The following is a 16,720-nucleotide window of genomic DNA, read 5'->3' as shown; positions in this document are numbered from 1 at the left end:
GTTTCTCGCGACTGGCGGGAGGTAGAAAAACCACTCAGAAGGGAAAACGCCCACACCCCCCCCCCCCCCCCCCCCCCCCCCCCCCCCCCCCCCCCCCCCCCCCCCCCCCCCCGGAACCGGGCTTCCTCGCGGGGCGGTGCGCACGCATGCTGGATCTCTCTGTAGCCGTTGCCTTCCGGTCTACCGCCGCCCCCACCCCACCGAGAAGGTACGACGGGGCAGAGTCGGCGTCCGAGGGGGCAGCGTGCGGGGCCGCGCGGGGCCCCTTCGACAGGGCCGTGAAGCGCCGTCCGTCGCGCTCCTCGGATCCCCTGCTGCCGGTGCTCCGGGGCGCCTTCGGCGATCCGGCCCACGCGGCCCTGCCCGTGCTGGACACCCTCGACGGGCTCATCTCCGGTCTCCACCAGGAGACCGATCCCGCCCGCATCATCCGGATCGCCGTCGCCGCCGCCTATGTCGACCGGCTGCCGGGCTGCCGCGGCGCGTTGCGGCGCGTCGTCGACGACGGCCGCGACGGCGGTGCCATCACCTCGGCGATCGAGGCGCTCTTCCTCCTGGGGAACGACGCCTACACCAGCGGCCAGTGGGACGACCTCCGGGAGACCATGGACGAGGGGCTCATGTGGTGCGCGACGTACACCTACCGTGTGCTGTCCGGCTCGGGCCGGTTGCGGACGATCATCCGCAGCCACGCGCCCACGGCCGCCGGGTCGCGGACGTCGCCCACGCGGCTGAGCGCGGTCACGGCCGCGTCCTGGACGCGTCGTCGACGTCGGGACCCGGCCCCGGAATGCTCAGCGCCACCGCGCGCATACCCGCCCGGTGCCGCTCCAGCAGCAGGCCGAGGGCAGTCACCTCGCCGGCCTGCGCGGCTCGCGTGAGCACCGCGTCCTCGACGCGCGCGGCTTCGCCCGAGTACCGGCTCATGGGGGTCCTCTTCCAACGACTGCCGTCGTGCGCGACCGTACTACGGGAGCGCCAGGTCGCTCGGATCAGCTGGGAGGCCGGTACGGCGGCGCCGTGGCCGGCCCCGGTTGCGGCCGCGGCGCAGACGCGTCCGGCTGATCCGGAGCCGGGCGGCGGATTCCGGGTCCCGCGCGGCCAGTTCGGTGAGTGCCGGGTGGGGGCCCGCCCGGTCCAGCCATGCGGCGAGCGGATCGCGCACGGCCGCCATGTCGTCGTGTGGTCCGGACAGTTCGAGCCAGCGGAACTGCGCGAGCAGTGCCAGGCCGATGGCGGCGGACACCGTCCAGTCCAGGGCTCCGTGGGGCAGACGGTCGAACAGCGCGGCCGTCGTGAACGCCATCTGCGCGACGAGCAGCAGGAAGCCCGAGATCGCCAGGCAGCCGGGAGCGGGCGGCCGGCGTGGCAGCCGCTGCTCCAGCCGGGCGCGGACCGCCGCGTGGAACTCCGCCCGAGCGGTACGGAGGGCGGTGTCGTGGACCATGATGTTGCCCAGGGCGGCGGAGGCGGTACGCCGGCGCAGGGTGGTGAGCAGGGCGTCCGGCAGCGGGTGCCCCGCGCTCTGCACGGGGTCGGCGCCGGCCGCCGTGAGGCTCAGGTTGCCGCGGTGGTTGACGGTGACCAGCCCGTCGAGCACCAGCCGTGCGGCACAGGCCTGGATGTCGTCCTCGGGCCACCAGCGGTCGGCGGCGGTGAAGTACGGGTCGTCCGCGTGCGCGGCGCACCGCTCGGCCGCCGCCCGGTGCCACCGCGCGTCGCGCCACCGGCGCAGGCCGAGCGACCCGTACAGCAGGGCTGTGACGGGCACCACGACGCAGGCGAGCAGCACGGAGTCCACGCGCCGAGGGTAGGACGCGGGGCGGGTGCGGGGACATCGGTTTAGCAGCGGGCCGGATCCGGCTGCCCCGCCGTCCCCGCCGTCCCCGCCCGTAGTGTGGGACTCGCCACCGTCGAGCGACATGGACATCACGCTCGCCCGGACGCACGAGCGGTGACGTGGTGGCCGCGAGCCCTTCGGCCTCCATCCGTCCCGAGCGAAGAGGCGGTTCAGCCCGCCGGCTGCTCGATCGGTTCCGGTGCGACCACCGGTCGGCGGCGGGCGCCGAGGCCGAGGCCGGCCGCGGCGAGCGCACCGGCGACCGCGAGGACGCCCATGGCACCCGCCAGGCCGCCCGTGGCGGAGGTGAGCGCGAGCACGACGAGCGGGCAGATGAACTGGCCGATGAAGAAGGACCCCGTCCACAGGCCGGTGCCACGACCGCGGTCGGCGTACTCCAGCCTGGACATGGCGAGGGTGAGCAGGCTCGGCAGCATGACGCCGCCGCCGAAGCAGTTGATCACGGCGCCGACGGTCAGGACGACGGGGTTGGGGGCGATCCAGATCACCGCGAAGCCGAGGGCGCAGAGGGTGAAGACGACGGGCATCCAGGCGGCCGGGCTGCGGCCGAGCCTGGTGAAGACGCCGGCGCCGAGCACGGTCGCGACGCTGGAGGCGGCGATGGCCAGCCCGATCGTGCCGGAGTCGGTCACACCCATGTCGTCCAGCAGGAAGGCCATCTCCACCTGAACGGTGTAGAAGAGGACGGCGCCGAAGACGGTCAGCGCGCACGTCCCGGCCAGTGGCCGCCAGGGGAAGGGCCGCTTCACCGGCTCCGGGCCGGCGGGGGACGGCTCGTGCGTACGGGCGGCCGGCCGGGGCCTGGGGAGGAAGGCGGCCAGGGCGGGGGCGAGCAGCAGGCTCACGGCGTACGCCCAGAACGGTGTGCGCCAGCCGGCCGACCCGGCCGCGCCGCCCAGGACGAAGAAGGCCGTCGCGGAGATCGAGGCGCACATCGTCTGCAGGGCGAGGTAGCGGTCGCGTTGCCGGCCGGAGTAGTAGTCGCCGATCAGCGTGGTGCAGCAGGTCATGATGGCGGCTTCGACGACACCGACGAGGGCCCGGCTGGCGACGATGGCGCCGAGGGAGTCCAGCCACAGCGGGGCGGTGCCGAGGACGGCGTAGAGCACGGTGGCGATCACCAGCAGGCGTTTACGGCCGAGCCGGTCGACGACGACACCGGCGAAGGGGGCCAGCAGTGCCAGGGACAGGGCCGGGACGGTCAGGGCCATCGGCACCAGCGCGTCGACGCCCGGTACGTCGGCGAAGTGGTCCTTCATCTGCGGCAGGACGGGAGCGATCAGCACGGCGCCCAGGATGGGCAGACAGCTGCCGGCCATCAGCAGCGTGATGCGCAGCCGGTGGCCGGGACCGGACACTGTCTGCCCGGACGGGGCGTCCTCGGCGGCGGGCGGCGGGGACGGGAGCGGGGGCACGGGAGCGGGAGCGGGCATGCGGGAACTCCACCTGGCGGGTCGGGAAGGGAGGATCAGAACGTGGGGCGGGCTCGGAGCGTGGATCGCCGATGACCGCCGCGCGTCGCGCAGGGCCGGCTCGCCGGGCGCCCGCGCGGTCCCGGCGACGGTGGTCGGTGCGGCTCCGGCGCCGGGTGGTGACGACTATGGGCCACCGGGCAGGGCCTGCCCAGCCCCCGTCCGATCGGGATCCCGGATGCCGATCATTCACGTCCTGGATTCCGCCGGCCCGGACGCGTGGCGCCCCGTGGTCAGCTCCGCTCCCACGCGGGCGGCCGTCTCGCGCAGCCAGATGTGGGCCGCGTCGTGGGTGTGGACGGGGTGCCACCACAGCGCCTCCTGGAGAGGCACCGCCTCGTAGGGCGCCTCCATGACGCGTACGGCGGCCACCCCGCTCAGCCGCTCGGCCAGCCGCTGCTGCACCAGGGCGATCCGGCGGGTGCCGGCGACCAGGAAGGGCAGTGCCTGGAAGCTGTCGACGGAGACCTCGACGCGGGGGTCGACGCCGAGCATGCTCAGCTGCCGGGCGGCCGGCGCGTCGTACGTGCGCTGGTAGATGACCCAGGGCAGCCGGGCCAGGTCGTCCATGGTCAGCCGGTCGCCGACCTCGTCGTTGGTCTCGGCGACGAGGAAGACCCAGCGGTCGGTGAACAGCTCGACGGTCGGGAACCCGCTGATGACGCCGTGCGGCATCAGCAGCCCGTCAGCCGTGCTGAGCAGCGTCGCGGTCTCCTCCGTCACATCGGTCGGGGGCCGCAGGAAGCGCAGCCGCACCCCGGGAGCCTCGGCGTGCACGGTCCGGGCGAGTTCGGCGCCGAACACGGCGACGGCGTAGTCGGAGGCGAGCAGGGTGAACTCGTGCTCCTCGCTGCCGGGAACGAAGTCGGCCCTGCTGCTGAACACCCGTTCCAGCAGGTCACAGGCGGTGGCGGTGCGGTCGAGGAGGGCTCGGCCGAGGGCGGTCAGTTCGTACTGTCCACCGACCCGGGAGAGCAGTTCGTCGTCGAAGTGGCGGCGCAGACGGGCCAGGGCCGCGCTCATCGCGGGCTGGCTGAGCCCGATGCGCTGTCCGGCCCGGGTGACGTTGCGTTCCTCCAGCAGCGCCCGCAGGGACAGGACGAGATTCAGATCGAGGCCGGACAGGTACACAACGCCTCCAGAACGAGACCGCCCCTGAGGCAGCGGCATCCACACGACAGATGATCAACATCCGAAGAATCTATTTCTCAGATTACGAGAAGCGGGGCCAGATTAGTCCCACCGCAATCAGGAGGACATTCCCGTGAAACCCGCAGCCTCGCTCGCGTCCTTCTCCGGACCCTTCGCGCTCGGCACCCTCTCCTCGTCCGACCAGGCTCTTTTCCCCGCTCTCGCGATCGAGGGGGTGCGCGTGCTGAACCTTCGCACGGCCCTCGGCGACCCCGCCTCGACGACCCGGGGGATCCTCGAACGCTGGGACGAGCTGCTGCCCCGTCTGCGAGCCCTCGCGGCGGACGACACCACCGGCGACTGGCAGCCCCTCGACGGCCTGCGGGTGCACGCGCCCGTCGAGCCCCGTCAGGTCTTCCAGTCCGGCGCCAACTACCGGCAGCACGTGATCGACCTGGAGGTCGCCCACCGGTCGCCCGACGATCCGCGCACGGCCGAGGAGGCGCGGGCGGAGATCGCCGCCGTCATGGACCGGCGGGCGGCCGAGGACCTGCCGTACGTGTTCACCGGTCTGCCGAGCGCGGTCACCGGGCCCTACGACGATGTCGCGCTGCCCGCCTGGGCCGAACAGCCGGACTGGGAGCTGGAGTTGGCGGCGGTGATCTCCCGCCCCGCCCATCGGGTGACGGCCGAGGAGGCGCTGGACCATGTAGCCGGGTACACGATCGCCAACGACCTCACCGACCGTGCCACCGTCTTCCGCCGGGACATGAAGGCCATCGGCACCGACTGGCTGCGCAGCAAGAACGCGCCCGGGTTCACCCCGCTCGGCCCATGGATCGTGCCGGCGGAGTCGATCGCCGACCCGGGCGACCTGCGGGTCACCTTGAAGCTGAACGGCGAGACCATGCAGGACGAGTCCACCCAGGACATGATCTTCGGCATCGCGCGGATCGTGTCGTACGCCTCCCAGACCGCCCGACTCCTGCCCGGTGACCTGGTGTTGACGGGTTCCCCGGCCGGCAACGGCATGCACTGGGGGCGGCTGCTGCGCGACGGCGACGTCATGGACGGCTCCATCACCGGGCTGGGCGCCCAGCGCACCCGCTGTGTCGCGGAGGCGTCATGACGCTCGACCGGCACGACCCGGAGCGGGCGATCGCCGAGGCCGCCGGGCGGTACTCCAACTGGGGCCGCTGGGGCGAGGACGACGTGCTCGGCACCCTCAACTACCTCGACGAGGCCAAGCGCCGAGAGGGAGCCGCGCTCGTGCGGCGCGGCGCCAGCTTCTCGCTCTCGCAGCGCTTCGACATGAACGGCCCGCAGAAGGGCTGGCGGCGCCGCACCAACCCCGTCCACACCATGCTGGACACCGGCACGGACGCAGCGCTGGGCAACCAGGGCTTCCCGCACGGCATCGGCGGCGCCGACGACGTGATCGCGATGCCGTTGCAGTGCTCCACGCAGTGGGACGGGCTCGGGCACATCTTCGACCACGGGAACGCCTGGAACGGGCGGCGCGCGGAGCGGGTCGTCACCTCCGACGGCGACCTCGTCACCGGCATCGAGCACATGGCGCCGTACGTCGCCGGCCGGGGCGTCCTCCTGGACGTGGGCCGGGTCGTCGGCCGGGACGGCGAGCTGCCCGACGGTTTCGCCGTCACCGAGGAGCATCTGACGGCGACCGCCGAGGCCCACGGGGTGAGTGTGGGACGCGGCGACATCGTCGTCGTACGGACCGGACGGCTGGCCCGCGCCCGCCGCGAGGGCTGGGGCGACTACGCGGGCGGCGACTCCCCCGGCCTGTCCTTCACCGCGGCCGGCTGGCTGCACCGCACCGAGATCGCCGCGATCGCCACCGACACCTGGGGCTTCGAGGTACGGCCCAACGAGTTCGACCACGCCTTCCAGCCGCTGCACCAGGTCGCCATCCCCCACATCGGGCTGCTCATCGGCGAGATGTGGGACCCCGACGCGCTCGCGGAGGACTGCGCGCACGACGGCGTGTACGCGTTCTGGCTCACCGCCGCACCCCTGCCCATCACCGGAGCCGTCGGCTCCCCCGTCAACCCGGTCGCCGTCAAGTGACCGACCGTCACATCCACTGCCCCGCGAAGGAGTCGGCCATGGCAAGAGAGAGAACCGTCCTGGTCGTCGGAGGAGGCACCTCCGGCAACGCCATGACCGTCCTGCTGCGGCGGGCGGGCATCGCCGTGGACCTGGTCGAGGTCGAGCCGGACTGGAACGTGCGTGGCTCCGGCATCACCCTGCAGGGCAACGCCCTGCGCGTGCTGCGCGAGATCGGCGTGTGGGACGAGATCCGCACGCAGGGCTTCGGGTTCGACTCCCTGGGGCTGACCGCGCCCGACGGCACCGTGCTGCACGTCAGCGAGGACATCCGCACCGGCGGGGAGGACCTGCCGGCCACCCTGGGCATGCAACGCCCGGTGCTCCAGCGCATCCTCACCGACGCCGTCCGGGCGTCCGGCGCGCGCGTCCGGCTCGGCACCACCGCCGAGATCCTCACGCAGGACGAGACCGGTGTGGCCGTCCGCTTCGGCGACGGCACCGAGGGGCGCTACGACCTCGTCGTGGCCGCCGACGGCCTGAACTCCGCGACCCGCGCCGCCATCGGCATCGACGACAAGCCCGAGCCGACCGGTATGGCCATCTGGCGGGTCCCGGCCCCCCGCCCGGCCGGTGTGGAGCGCAGCGACCTCGCCCACGGCGGGCCCTGCTACATCGCCGGCTACACGCCCACCGGCGAGAACACCCTCTACGCCTATCTGGTGGAGCCCTGCCGCGACCGTGCCGGGATCCCGCCCGAGTCCTACGCGCGGGAGATGCGCCGGCTCGCCGAGGGCTACGGCGGGGTCTGGGACGAGATCCGCGAGTCGATCACCGACCCGGCGCAGGTGAACTACACCTGGTTCGACCGGATGCTGGTCGAGGGGTCGTGGCACCGGGGCCGGGTCGTGCTCGTCGGGGACGCCGCCCACTGCTGCCCGCCCACGATGGCGCAGGGCGCGGCCATGGCCCTGGAGGACGCCTGGGTGCTGGCCCAGTTGCTGACCGGTGCGGCCGTGTGGGACGAGGAGCTGCTCACGCGCTACTACGAGCGGCGGATCGACCGGGTCCGGACGGTCGTGGCAGCCTCCGTGCGGATCGGGCAGTGGCAGCTGGACGGCGTGCGCGGTGACGTGCCCGGGCTGATCGGCGCCACCATGACGGTTCTGAAGGACCTGCCATGACGGCCCACCCGTCGCCCGACCACCGCCCCTCATGGAGCGCTGACGCGCGCCCCTCCCCGACTGTCGACGTGCACGCGCACGTCCTGCTGCCCGAGGTCGAGGCCCTCGTGGCCGGCCATCCCGGGCTGGCCGAGGCCAGGGCGCTGGAGGCCCGGCGCAACGGTCCCGCCTCGCTGGCCGTCAGCGGTCCCATGGTGCGCGAGCGCGTCCCGAGGCTGACCGACGTGTCGGTGCGGCTGGCCGCGATGGACGCGCAGGGCGTGGACGTCCAGCTGGTCAGCCCGTCGCCGTCGCACTACCACTACTGGGCCGGGCCCGAACTGGCCGAGCGGGTCTGCCGGTCGGCCGCCGAGGCCACCGCCGCGCACTGCGCGAAGGCCCCCGACCGGCTCGTCGGACTCGGCCTGGTGCCGCTCCAACACCCCGACCTCGCCGTCGAGTTGCTCGACCATGCGCTGCGGCTGGGCCTGAAGGGCGTCGAGATCTCCTCGCACGCCCCCGGCCGCGAGCTGTCGGACCCCGCCTACGAACCCCTGTGGTCCCGGGCCGAGGAGACGGGCGCCGTCCTCTTCCTGCATCCGTTCGGCTGCACGCTCGACGAGCGCCTGGACCGGTGGTACCTGTCCAACACCGTCGGGCAGCCGGCCGAGAACGCCGTCGCGCTGTCCCATCTCATCTTCTCCGGCGTCCTGGACCGCCACCCCGGGCTGAAGCTGATCGCCGCGCACGGCGGCGGCTATCTGCCCACGCACATCGGCCGCTCCGATCACGCCTGGTCGACGCGCTCCGACGCCGGGGCGGGCTGCGCCCACCCACCGAGCAGCTATCTGCGGCGCCTGTACTTCGACTCCCTGGTCCACGACCCCCACGTGCTCCGGGCGCTGGTCCGTGCCGCCGGCCCCGACCGGGTGCTGCTCGGCTCCGACTTCCCCTTCGACATGGGTACCGACGACCCCGTGGGCCGGCTGCGGGCGGCGCGGCTGCCCGACGCCGACTTCCACGCCGTACGGGGCGGCAACGCCGCCGCCCTCCTCCTCAAGGACTGATCGCATGCGTCTGCTCACCCATCTGCGGCACGTCGACCTCGCCGTGCCCGACTACGACAAGCAGCTCGACTTCTACTCCGGCGTCTGGGGTCTGACGAAGGTCGCCGAGGACTCCGGCATCTCCTTCCTGGCCGCCGAGGGCTCGCCCGAGCAGTACGTCGTGCGGCTGCGGAAGGCCGCCGAGAAGCGCCTCGACCTCGTCTCGTACGGGGCCGCGCGTGCGGCCGACGTGGACACGCTCGCCGAGGAACTCCTCGCGGGAGGGGTCGAGTTGATCTCCCGGCCGGGCAGGGTCGACACCCCCGGCGGCGGCTACGGCTTCCGCTTCTTCGACGTCGACGGCCGCACCGTCGAGGTCTCGGCGGACGTCGAGGTACGCCGGCACCGCCGGATCGAGGAGAAGGAGTCGATCCCGGTCAAGCTGTCGCACGTCGTCCTCAACTCCCCCGATCTCAACCGGACCCGGGAGTGGTACGAGCGCCACCTCGGCTTCCGCCTCTCCGACACCCTCATGCACCCGAGGATGGGCGAGGCGATGCACTTCATGCGGATCAGCAACCAGCACCACTCCATGGCCATCGCCCAGGGCCCGCACACCGCCCTGCACCACATCTCCTTCGAGCTGCGCGGCCTCGACGAGTACATGCGCGGTTCGGGCCGGGTGATCCGCTCCGGGGCCCGCAAGCTCTGGGGGCCGGGGCGGCACCTGGCGGGTGACAACACCTTCACCTACTTCCTGGACCCGCAGGGCAACACGGTCGAGTACACGACGGAGCTGGAGGTCCTCGACGAGGACACCTGGCACCCGCACGTCTACGACTTCTCCCGGCCCGAGGTCTCCGACCAGTGGGGCACCGCGAACGCGATGAACGAGCTGGTCGCCAAGGAGTCGTTCAACGACGTCGACCGCGGCGTGTTCGTCGCACCGCCGGTGTGAGGCCCCGATGCGCATAGCCACCTACGAACACCGGGGCCGCCGGTGGTGCGGGCTCGTCGAGGACGAGGTCGTACGTCCCCTGCCGGACGGGGCAGGACCGCTCGACGCGGCCCACGGCGTCCCTCCGGCCGGTCCCGCTGTGCCGCTCGCCGAGGTGCGGCTGCTGGCCCCGCTGCGGCCGCCGACCATCCGCGACTTCGTCACCTTCGAGGAACACGTCGAAGGCGTACGGCGGTCCGTGGACGGCGTGGGCGGGGTGCCGCAGGCCTGGTACGAGGCCCCGACCTTCTACTTCACCAACCCGTACGCGGTGATCGGGCCGTACGACGACGTCCCCGTGCCCCCGGGCTCGCGCGTCCTGGACTTCGAGCTGGAGGTCGCCGCGGTCGTCGGGCGTGCGGGCCGGGACCTCACCCCGGAGCAGGCCCGCGAGCACATCGTCGGCTACACGATCCTGAACGACTGGTCCGCGCGCGATCTGCAGTCCCGTGAGATGCAGGTCCGCCTCGGCCCGTGCAAGGGCAAGGACACGGCCGCCACCCTGGGGCCGTACCTGGTCACCGCCGACGAGCTGGAGCCGTACCGGGACGCCGAGGGCTTCCTGCGGCTCGGGCTGACCGCCTCGGTGAACGGTGAGGTCGTCGGCAGGGATCTCCTGTCCAACATGAGCTGGACCTTCGAGGAGATGGTCGCCTACGCCTCGCGCGGCACGGTGGTCCGCCCCGGCGACGTCCTCGGCTCGGGCACCTGCGGCAACGGCGGCTGTCTGGCGGAGCTGTGGGGCGTGCGGGGCGAAGGGGCCCCGCCGCCGCTGAAGCCCGGCGACACCGTCACCCTCACCGTCGAGGGCATCGGCACGGTGTCCAACACCGTGGTCGCGGGCGCCGATCCGGTGCCGCTGCCGGCCGCCCGCCGCCGGACCAGGGAGCGGCCGTGAGCGCCGCCGGACAGCTCGCCGGCAAGGTCGTGGTGGTCACCGGCGCCGCGCGCGGCCAGGGCGCCGCCGAGGCCGAGGCCCTGACCCGTGCGGGCGCCCGTGTCATCGCCACCGACGTGGCGCCCGAGGGCGGCTGCCGCCGCCTCGACGTCACGAGCGAGCGGGACTGGGCCCGACTGGCCGCGGAGCTGCGGGAGTCGTACGGCCGGGTGGACGGCCTGGTCAACAACGCGGGCATCACCTGGCGCGCCCGCCTCGACGCCGTACGGCCCGACGACCTCGCCCGCGTCCACGCGGTCAACGTCACCGGCCCGCTGCTCGGCATCCAGCACCTGGCGCCGCTCATGCCGCCCGGCTCGTCCGTCGTGAACGTCGGCTCGTCCGCCGCGCTCACCGGCCACTACCCGGTCGCCTACACGGCCAGCAAGTGGGCCCTGCGCGGCCTGTCGAAGGCCGCTGCCACGGAGCTGGGCCCGCGCGGCATCCGCGTGAACACCGTCCACCCCGGCTTCATCGAGACCGAGATGACCGCCTCCGCGGCGCCCGCCTTCCGGGACGCGAACCTCCGCGAGACCCCGCTCGGCCGCACCGGCACGGCCGCCGAGGTCGCCCCGCTCGTCGTGTTCCTGCTGTCCGACGACGCCTCGTTCATCACCGGCGCGGAGATCCCGGTCGACGGCGGCCTCACCGCGCACGGCGGCGTCAAGTCCGTCTCGGACGCGTTGCGCGCGGAGACGCCGTGAGGCGGCTCGACGGCACAGTGGCCCCCGCCTTCTGCACCCCGGCGGGTGTATTGAACCCGGACGAGGTGCACATGCCGGGCGTGTTCGTCCAGCGGGTGGTGCGGCTGACGGCCGCTCAGGCTGGTGACACCGCTCAGCGGATCAGTTCGGCGGGCCTGGTCGCCTTGCCGAGGAGCCATTCCAGGGGGCCGCGCCGGGAGAAGCGCGACCAGAGGGTGGCGAACAGGTTCACGGCCGCGAGGAAGCCGAGCAGCATGTGGAGGGTGGATCCCGGGAGTTGTTCGATGCCGAGGAAGTGGATGCCGACGATCAGGGAACGCGCCGAACTCCTGGGCGGCGGCTTCGAGTCCGGGCCGGCCCCGGGCGGCGGCTACGAGGTGGGGCTGCGGATCCCGGCCGACGGGGGTGCCTGAGAGCCTCGACCGGCCGAACGCCGATCAGCTCGCCGCGCCCCGATGAGGCCGGGCGTACGCTGCGGCGGCGTACAGCGTACGGTCATCGCCGGGGGCCGCCCAGCGGCACGTCACGCGGGGTGTGGGCCTCCACCGTGCTCATGCGTGACCCCCTGCGACCCCCTCTCCAGTGGTTGGATATTCAACTATGACTCGACGGATCTTCATCGACAAGCAGAGCCCCAAGGCCTACCACGCGCTGGTCCAGACATCCGAGGCCGTGCGCGCGACCGCCGCCGAGGCCGGCCTGGAGCGCACCGTCGTGGAGCTGGTCAATCTGCGCGTCTCGCAGCTCAACGACTGCGCGTTCTGCCTCGACGTGCACACCAAGGCCGCCCTGCGCGCGGGCGAGACCACCCGGCGGCTCGGAGTGCTGGCGGCCTGGCGGGACACCGACCTCTTCACCCCGCTGGAGCGCGCGGCCCTGGCGCTGGCGGAGGCCACCACCGCCCCCTCCGACGCGGCCGCGCAGGAAGCCGCCTACGCCACCGCCCGGGAGGCCGCTCTCACCGACGACCAGATCTCGGCCGTGATCTGGGTGGCGATCACCATCAACGCCTTCAACCGCGTCTCCGTACTGAGCAAGCACCCCGTGCACTAGGGCGGCGGGGTCCGCGGTCGGGCCCTCAGCCCAGCGCCCCCAGCGCCGGTTCCATCGCCCGGTGGAACGTGGGGTACGTGTAGATCATGTGCCGCAGCCGCTCCACCGGGACCTCCGCGTGGACGGCCACGTTCAGCCCGTACAGCAGCTCCCCGCCGGCCGGGCCCGCCGAGGTCGCGCCGACCAGGACGCCCCGGTCGGCGTCCTCGACCAGTTTGAGGAAGCCCTCGCCGCCCGGCCCGTGGATCCAGCCCCGGGTCGAGGCGGACAACGGCAGCACCGCCGTACGGATGCGCAGGCCCTGTTCGCGGGCCTGGCGCTCGGTGAGGCCCACGGCCGCGATCTCGGGGTCGGTGAAGGTCACGCGGGGCAGCGCACGGTAGTCGGCCTCAGGACCCGGCTCCCCGAGGATGTCGCGGACGGCGATCTGCGCCTGGTACATGGAGACGTGCGTGAACGCCCCCCGCCCGGTGATGTCACCCACCGCCCACAGTCCGTCCGCCGCCCGCTGGTGGCCGTCCGTCGGCACCGAGCGGCCCGCGGGGTCCAGGCCGACCGTGTCCAGGCCGAGGCCGCCGAGATCGGCGTACCGGCCGGTGGCGACCAGCAGCCGCTCCGCCCGCAGCACCTCGCCGCTGTCGACGGCGACGGTGAACTCCACACCGTCGTGGGTGACATGACGGGCGCGGACGCCCGTCAGGACCGCCACCCCGTCCGCGAGCAGCGCGCGTTCCGCCAGTTCGCCCGCCTCCGGCTCCTCCTGCGCCAGCAGCCGTTCCCCGCCCTCCACCAGGGTGACCCGGGAGGTGAACCGGGCGAAGACCTGGGCCACTTCGACGCCCACCGCGCCCCCGCCGAGGACGATCAGCGACGCCGGCGGCTCCTTGGCGGCCATCGCGTCCCGGTTCGTCCAGTACGGCGTCCCGGCGAGGCCCTCCACCGGCGGGATCCGGGGTCGGCCACCGGTGGCGAGGACGACACCCCGGCGCGCCTCGAGGACCCGGTCGCCGACCGCCACCCGGCGCGGTCCGGCGAGCCGTCCACGGCCTCGGACCAGCCGGCCGCCCTTGCCCTCCAGGCGCTCCACGGCCACCTGGTCGTTCCAGTCGTCGGTGGCCTCGCGGCGGATGCGGTCGGCAACCCTGGTCCAGTCCGGCGTCACGGCCGTACCGCCCGCGAGAGCGGGCGCCCGCCGCGCCTCGGCCAGCAGGTTCGCGGCCCGGATCATCATCTTGCTGGGCACACAGCCCCAGTACGGGCACTCCCCGCCGACGAGTTCCGCCTCCACGCCCACCACGTCCAGACCGGCCTCGGCCAGTGTGCCCGCGACATGCTCGCCCCCCGGTCCCAGGCCGACGACGACCACGTCCACCTGTTCGTCCATGCCCGTGCCTCTCTCGTACCGCGTTCGCGCGCCCGGCCGTCCGACCGGCCGCCGGACACCGACGCTAGGTCCGCGAGCGGCTCCGCCCGTGTCCGTGAGCGCACGGACCCCGGCCCCACAGCGCACGACACGCCGCCGGACCACTCGCCCGTCCCCCACGATTGCCCGCCCCCGGCCCCGGTAAGAATCGCCCAGCCCGCCCCGCGACACCCCGGAGGTCCGCCCATGCCCCACCCCCTCGCCGCCGAGAACCCCGAGAACCCCGAGGACTTCGAGAACCCCGACAGCCCGGACTGCCCCGACGCGCCCGAGTCCGTCAACGCCACCGCCTGGCAGGCCTACGCGGCCCATCACCTGCGACGCGGCACGGTCCTGGCGGAGGCGGAGCGGATCGACTGGGGGTTCCCGGGCGCGGGGCCGGACGAGGCGTTCCTCGGGGAGCTGAAAGGGCGGCGCGTCCTGGACCTCGGCTGCGGTACGGCCCGGCACGCCGCCCGCCTCGTGCGGACGCACGGCGCCACCGTGGACGCCGTCGACTCCGCGCCGGCCCAGATCGAGCGCGCCCGCGCCCGGTACGGCACGCTGCCCGGGCTGCGGCTCGTCCACGCTGACGCCGTCGAACACCTGCGCGCCTCCGAGCCGTACGACGTGATCTGTGCCGTGAACGCGGTTCCGTACGTCGATCCCCGCCGGCTGCTGCCCGCCCTGGCGACCGGCCTGGTCCCGGGCGGGATGCTGTGCTTCTCCGTGCTGCACACCAACTCCCGCGGGGACGGGCCCACGTCCGACACGCGCGCCCGCCCCGAGACCCTCCGGTTCGCGGGCGGCGGCGGGACGACGGTCCGGATGTGGGTGCTCACCCCCGAGAGGTGGACGGAACTCCTCACCGACCACGGCCTGCGCGTCGAGCACATCGAGACGGTGACCGCACCCGACCCCGCCAACCGGGCGTCCTACCGCGTCTTCCGGGTCCGGCGCCCGGCGCGCGTCTCCGCCCGCCCGCGCACCGCGCTCCCGCCCGTCGCCCACGCCGCGCTCGGTGTCGGCGCGATCCTGCACGGCCCGCGGGGGTTGCTCCTGGGCCGGCACCGCCGGGGAACCTGGGAACTGCCCGGCGGCACGGTGGAGCCCGGCGAGTCGCTGGAGGAGACGGTCGTACGGGAACTGCGCGAGGAGACCGGGCTGTACGCCGATCTCTCGGACGTACGGCTGCTGGGCACGCTCCTCGACCGGGCCGAGGGGGTGGTCCGGGTGACCGTCGGCGCCGTGGTCAGCCGGTGGCGGGGCGAACCGGCCGAGCAGCCGGGCGAGAGCGTCGGCGACTGGCGCTGGTACGCCCTGGACCGGCTGCCGCCGTCGCTGTTCGTGTGCAGCGCCCAGTCCCTGACGGCCTGGCGCCCGGACCTGCCGATCGACCATGCCCCGGCCCACTTCACGCCGTACGCGACCGCCGAGCCGTCGCCCGGTCCCGGCGCCCGCCGGTGAGCGAGGGGCACACGTGTCCGGACGGCGGACGAAGACACCCGTGTTCGTGATGTTCCGTCACTCGTCCGCGTGGAGTTCCCGGCCGGACCGGTGGCGGACGTTCCCTCGGGCCATGAGAAAGTTGCGGCCGAAATTGATCAGGGGGGTCCGTGACACTGCATCAGAACCGGTCCGGGGCGCGCAGAACGTCGCTGACGCTGCTGACGGCGCTCGGGACGCTCGCCGCCGGAGCCCTCGCGGGAGCCACGCCGGCGGGCGCCGCGGGCTGGACCACCGTGGCGGCGGGGGTGACGTACCGGCAGTACGACCTGCCGGCGGCCGGCGGGGTGGCGCACGCGCACGTGCTGAGCGTCGACCTCGCCAACACGCGGGTGCGGCTCGGGCTGTTGTACCCGGGGGCGGTCGCGGCCGACGCCACCGTCTCCTCGCTGGCCGACGGTCAGAAGGCCGTCGCCGGCATCAACGCCGACTTCTTCAACATCTCGGAGGCCCAGCACCCCGGCGTCGCGGCGACCGGGGCGAGCGTGGGTCCGGCGATCGCGAACGGGAAGGTGCTCAAGGGCGCCGTCCCGGACAGCCAGCGGTTCGGGCCCGCGCTGCCGCCGGGCACGAACACCAGGGCCGTGGTCGGCGTGGACACCGCCGGGCGGGCCCGGGTGGACAGTCTGTCGCTCAGCGGCACGGTGAACGTTTTCGGGCGGCGGCTGACGCTGGGCGGGCTCAACCAGTACGCGCTGCCGGAGAACTCCATCGGCGCGTTCACCTCGGACTGGGGCCGCGTCTCGCGCAAGCGGGCCACCTGCGGCTCGGACACCAGCCGGGCCGCCCCGTGCAGCACCAGCACCTACGAGGTGACGCTCACGAGGGGCCGGGTCGTGTCGACGTCGGCCACGCCCGGCAGCGGCGCCATCGCCGCGGGCACCACGGTCCTCGTCGGCCGGGAGGCGGGCGCGGCGCGCCTGAAGCAGCTCAAGGTGGGTGAGCGGGTGTCGGTGCGGTACGGGCTGTACTCCGCGTCGACGGCGGCGTACCGCTTCGCGGTCGGCGGCTACCCGGTCCTGGTGGGCGGCAAGGCGCTGTCCGGGCTGGACACGCGGATCTCGGCGGTGCGGACGGCCGTGGGCATCGGCAGCGGCGGCAAGCGCGTGTTCCTGTTCGCGCTGGACGGCGCGGCCGCGTACCGCAAGGGCCTGACGGTCGCCGAGGTGGCCGCCGCGCTCAGGAGTCTCGGCGCCACCGAGGGCTTCAACCTGGACGGCGGCGGCTCGACGACCCTGGTGGCCCGTCCGTCGGGCGCCACCCGGGTGACGGTCCGCAACCACCCGTCCGGCGGCATCGAGCGTGCCGTGCCGAACGGCATCGGGGTCTTCACGCAGTGACCGCCCCCCGGGGTCACCGGCCCGTGCCGGTGACAGCGCGG

At 73.7% G+C, this 16,720-nt stretch carries 15 protein-coding genes and 1 pseudogene; 10 read left to right on the top strand and 6 right to left on the bottom strand.

All coding sequences use genetic code 11. The features are described 5' to 3' along the window. Positions 1–667: 667 nt before the first annotated feature. From ACZ6D7_RS23620 to ACZ6D7_RS23605, 4 genes and pseudogenes are all read right to left on the bottom strand, one after another. A pseudogene (locus ACZ6D7_RS23620) lies at positions 668–927 on the bottom strand (RNA polymerase sigma factor); the annotation flags it as partial. Between the two features lie 40 nt (positions 928–967). Next, positions 968–1,801, bottom strand: coding sequence for a hypothetical protein (locus ACZ6D7_RS23615; RefSeq protein WP_469493933.1), 834 nt, complete (start codon positions 1,799–1,801; stop codon positions 968–970). Positions 1,802–2,010: 209 nt separating this feature from the next. After that, positions 2,011–3,294: an MFS transporter gene (locus ACZ6D7_RS23610; RefSeq protein WP_469493930.1), complete on the bottom strand. Its 1,284-nt coding sequence runs from the start codon at positions 3,292–3,294 to the stop codon at positions 2,011–2,013. A gap of 228 nt (positions 3,295–3,522) precedes the next feature. Then, a complete protein-coding gene (locus tag ACZ6D7_RS23605; RefSeq protein WP_469493927.1) occupies positions 3,523–4,464 on the bottom strand; it encodes a LysR family transcriptional regulator in 942 nt (313 codons plus the stop codon). 133 nt (positions 4,465–4,597) lie between these two features. Between ACZ6D7_RS23605 and ACZ6D7_RS23600 the strand changes: the two genes are divergently transcribed. The 7 genes from ACZ6D7_RS23600 to ACZ6D7_RS23570 are packed head-to-tail and all read left to right on the top strand — an operon-like array spanning position 4,598 to position 11,378. Continuing rightward, positions 4,598–5,593 carry a fumarylacetoacetate hydrolase family protein gene (locus ACZ6D7_RS23600; protein WP_469493922.1) on the top strand — a complete coding sequence of 332 codons (996 nt, stop codon included), beginning with the start codon at positions 4,598–4,600 and terminating at the stop codon, positions 5,591–5,593. Next, positions 5,590–6,552: a cyclase family protein gene (locus tag ACZ6D7_RS23595; protein ID WP_469493919.1), complete on the top strand. Its 963-nt coding sequence runs from the start codon at positions 5,590–5,592 to the stop codon at positions 6,550–6,552. The genes ACZ6D7_RS23600 and ACZ6D7_RS23595 overlap by 4 nt, the downstream gene beginning before the upstream one ends. 38 nt (positions 6,553–6,590) lie before the next feature. Next, positions 6,591–7,715, top strand: coding sequence for an FAD-dependent oxidoreductase (locus ACZ6D7_RS23590; protein ID WP_469493916.1), 1,125 nt, complete (start codon positions 6,591–6,593; stop codon positions 7,713–7,715). Continuing rightward, on the top strand, positions 7,712–8,761 hold the full coding sequence (locus tag ACZ6D7_RS23585) for an amidohydrolase family protein (protein ID WP_469493913.1): 1,050 nt from the start codon (positions 7,712–7,714) through the stop codon (positions 8,759–8,761). The genes ACZ6D7_RS23590 and ACZ6D7_RS23585 overlap by 4 nt, the downstream gene beginning before the upstream one ends. Positions 8,762–8,765: 4 nt before the next feature. Continuing rightward, complete coding sequence (locus ACZ6D7_RS23580; protein WP_469493911.1) at positions 8,766–9,698, top strand: VOC family protein; 933 nt, start codon at positions 8,766–8,768, stop codon at positions 9,696–9,698. 7 nt (positions 9,699–9,705) lie between these two features. Continuing rightward, positions 9,706–10,635 carry a fumarylacetoacetate hydrolase family protein gene (locus ACZ6D7_RS23575; RefSeq protein WP_469493908.1) on the top strand — a complete coding sequence of 310 codons (930 nt, stop codon included), beginning with the start codon at positions 9,706–9,708 and terminating at the stop codon, positions 10,633–10,635. After that, entirely contained in the window at positions 10,632–11,378 is a 747-nt protein-coding gene (locus ACZ6D7_RS23570) for an SDR family NAD(P)-dependent oxidoreductase (protein WP_469493905.1), read from the top strand. Before ACZ6D7_RS23575 ends, ACZ6D7_RS23570 begins: the two co-directional genes overlap by 4 nt. 133 nt (positions 11,379–11,511) lie before the next feature. Here the strand turns inward: ACZ6D7_RS23570 and ACZ6D7_RS23565 are convergent, their stop codons facing one another. Next, the gene (locus ACZ6D7_RS23565; RefSeq protein ID WP_469493904.1) at positions 11,512–11,634 is read right to left on the bottom strand and encodes a DUF418 domain-containing protein; all 123 of its coding nucleotides are present in this window, start codon (positions 11,632–11,634) and stop codon (positions 11,512–11,514) included. Between the two features lie 344 nt (positions 11,635–11,978). Here ACZ6D7_RS23565 and ACZ6D7_RS23560 point away from each other — a divergent pair, with 344 nt between their 5' ends. Continuing rightward, a complete protein-coding gene (locus tag ACZ6D7_RS23560; RefSeq protein ID WP_469493901.1) occupies positions 11,979–12,431 on the top strand; it encodes a carboxymuconolactone decarboxylase family protein in 453 nt (150 codons plus the stop codon). Positions 12,432–12,456: 25 nt separating this feature from the next. Here ACZ6D7_RS23560 and ACZ6D7_RS23555 read toward each other — a convergent pair whose 3' ends face one another. Next, on the bottom strand, positions 12,457–13,815 hold the full coding sequence (locus tag ACZ6D7_RS23555; RefSeq protein ID WP_469493898.1) for a dihydrolipoyl dehydrogenase family protein: 1,359 nt from the start codon (positions 13,813–13,815) through the stop codon (positions 12,457–12,459). 225 nt (positions 13,816–14,040) lie between these two features. Between ACZ6D7_RS23555 and ACZ6D7_RS23550 the strand changes: the two genes are divergently transcribed. Both ACZ6D7_RS23550 and ACZ6D7_RS23545 read left to right on the top strand, forming a co-directional pair. Further along, complete coding sequence (locus ACZ6D7_RS23550) at positions 14,041–15,300, top strand: bifunctional class I SAM-dependent methyltransferase/NUDIX hydrolase (protein WP_469493892.1); 1,260 nt, start codon at positions 14,041–14,043, stop codon at positions 15,298–15,300. 149 nt (positions 15,301–15,449) lie between these two features. Continuing rightward, on the top strand, positions 15,450–16,679 hold the full coding sequence (locus tag ACZ6D7_RS23545) for a phosphodiester glycosidase family protein (RefSeq protein ID WP_469493890.1): 1,230 nt from the start codon (positions 15,450–15,452) through the stop codon (positions 16,677–16,679). Positions 16,680–16,720: the final 41 nt, after the last annotated feature.

The organism is Streptomyces sp. NPDC041784 (genome assembly GCF_055591025.1).
Note: the sequence above shows the minus strand (reverse complement) of the source record. Positions and strands in the feature narration are given on the sequence as shown.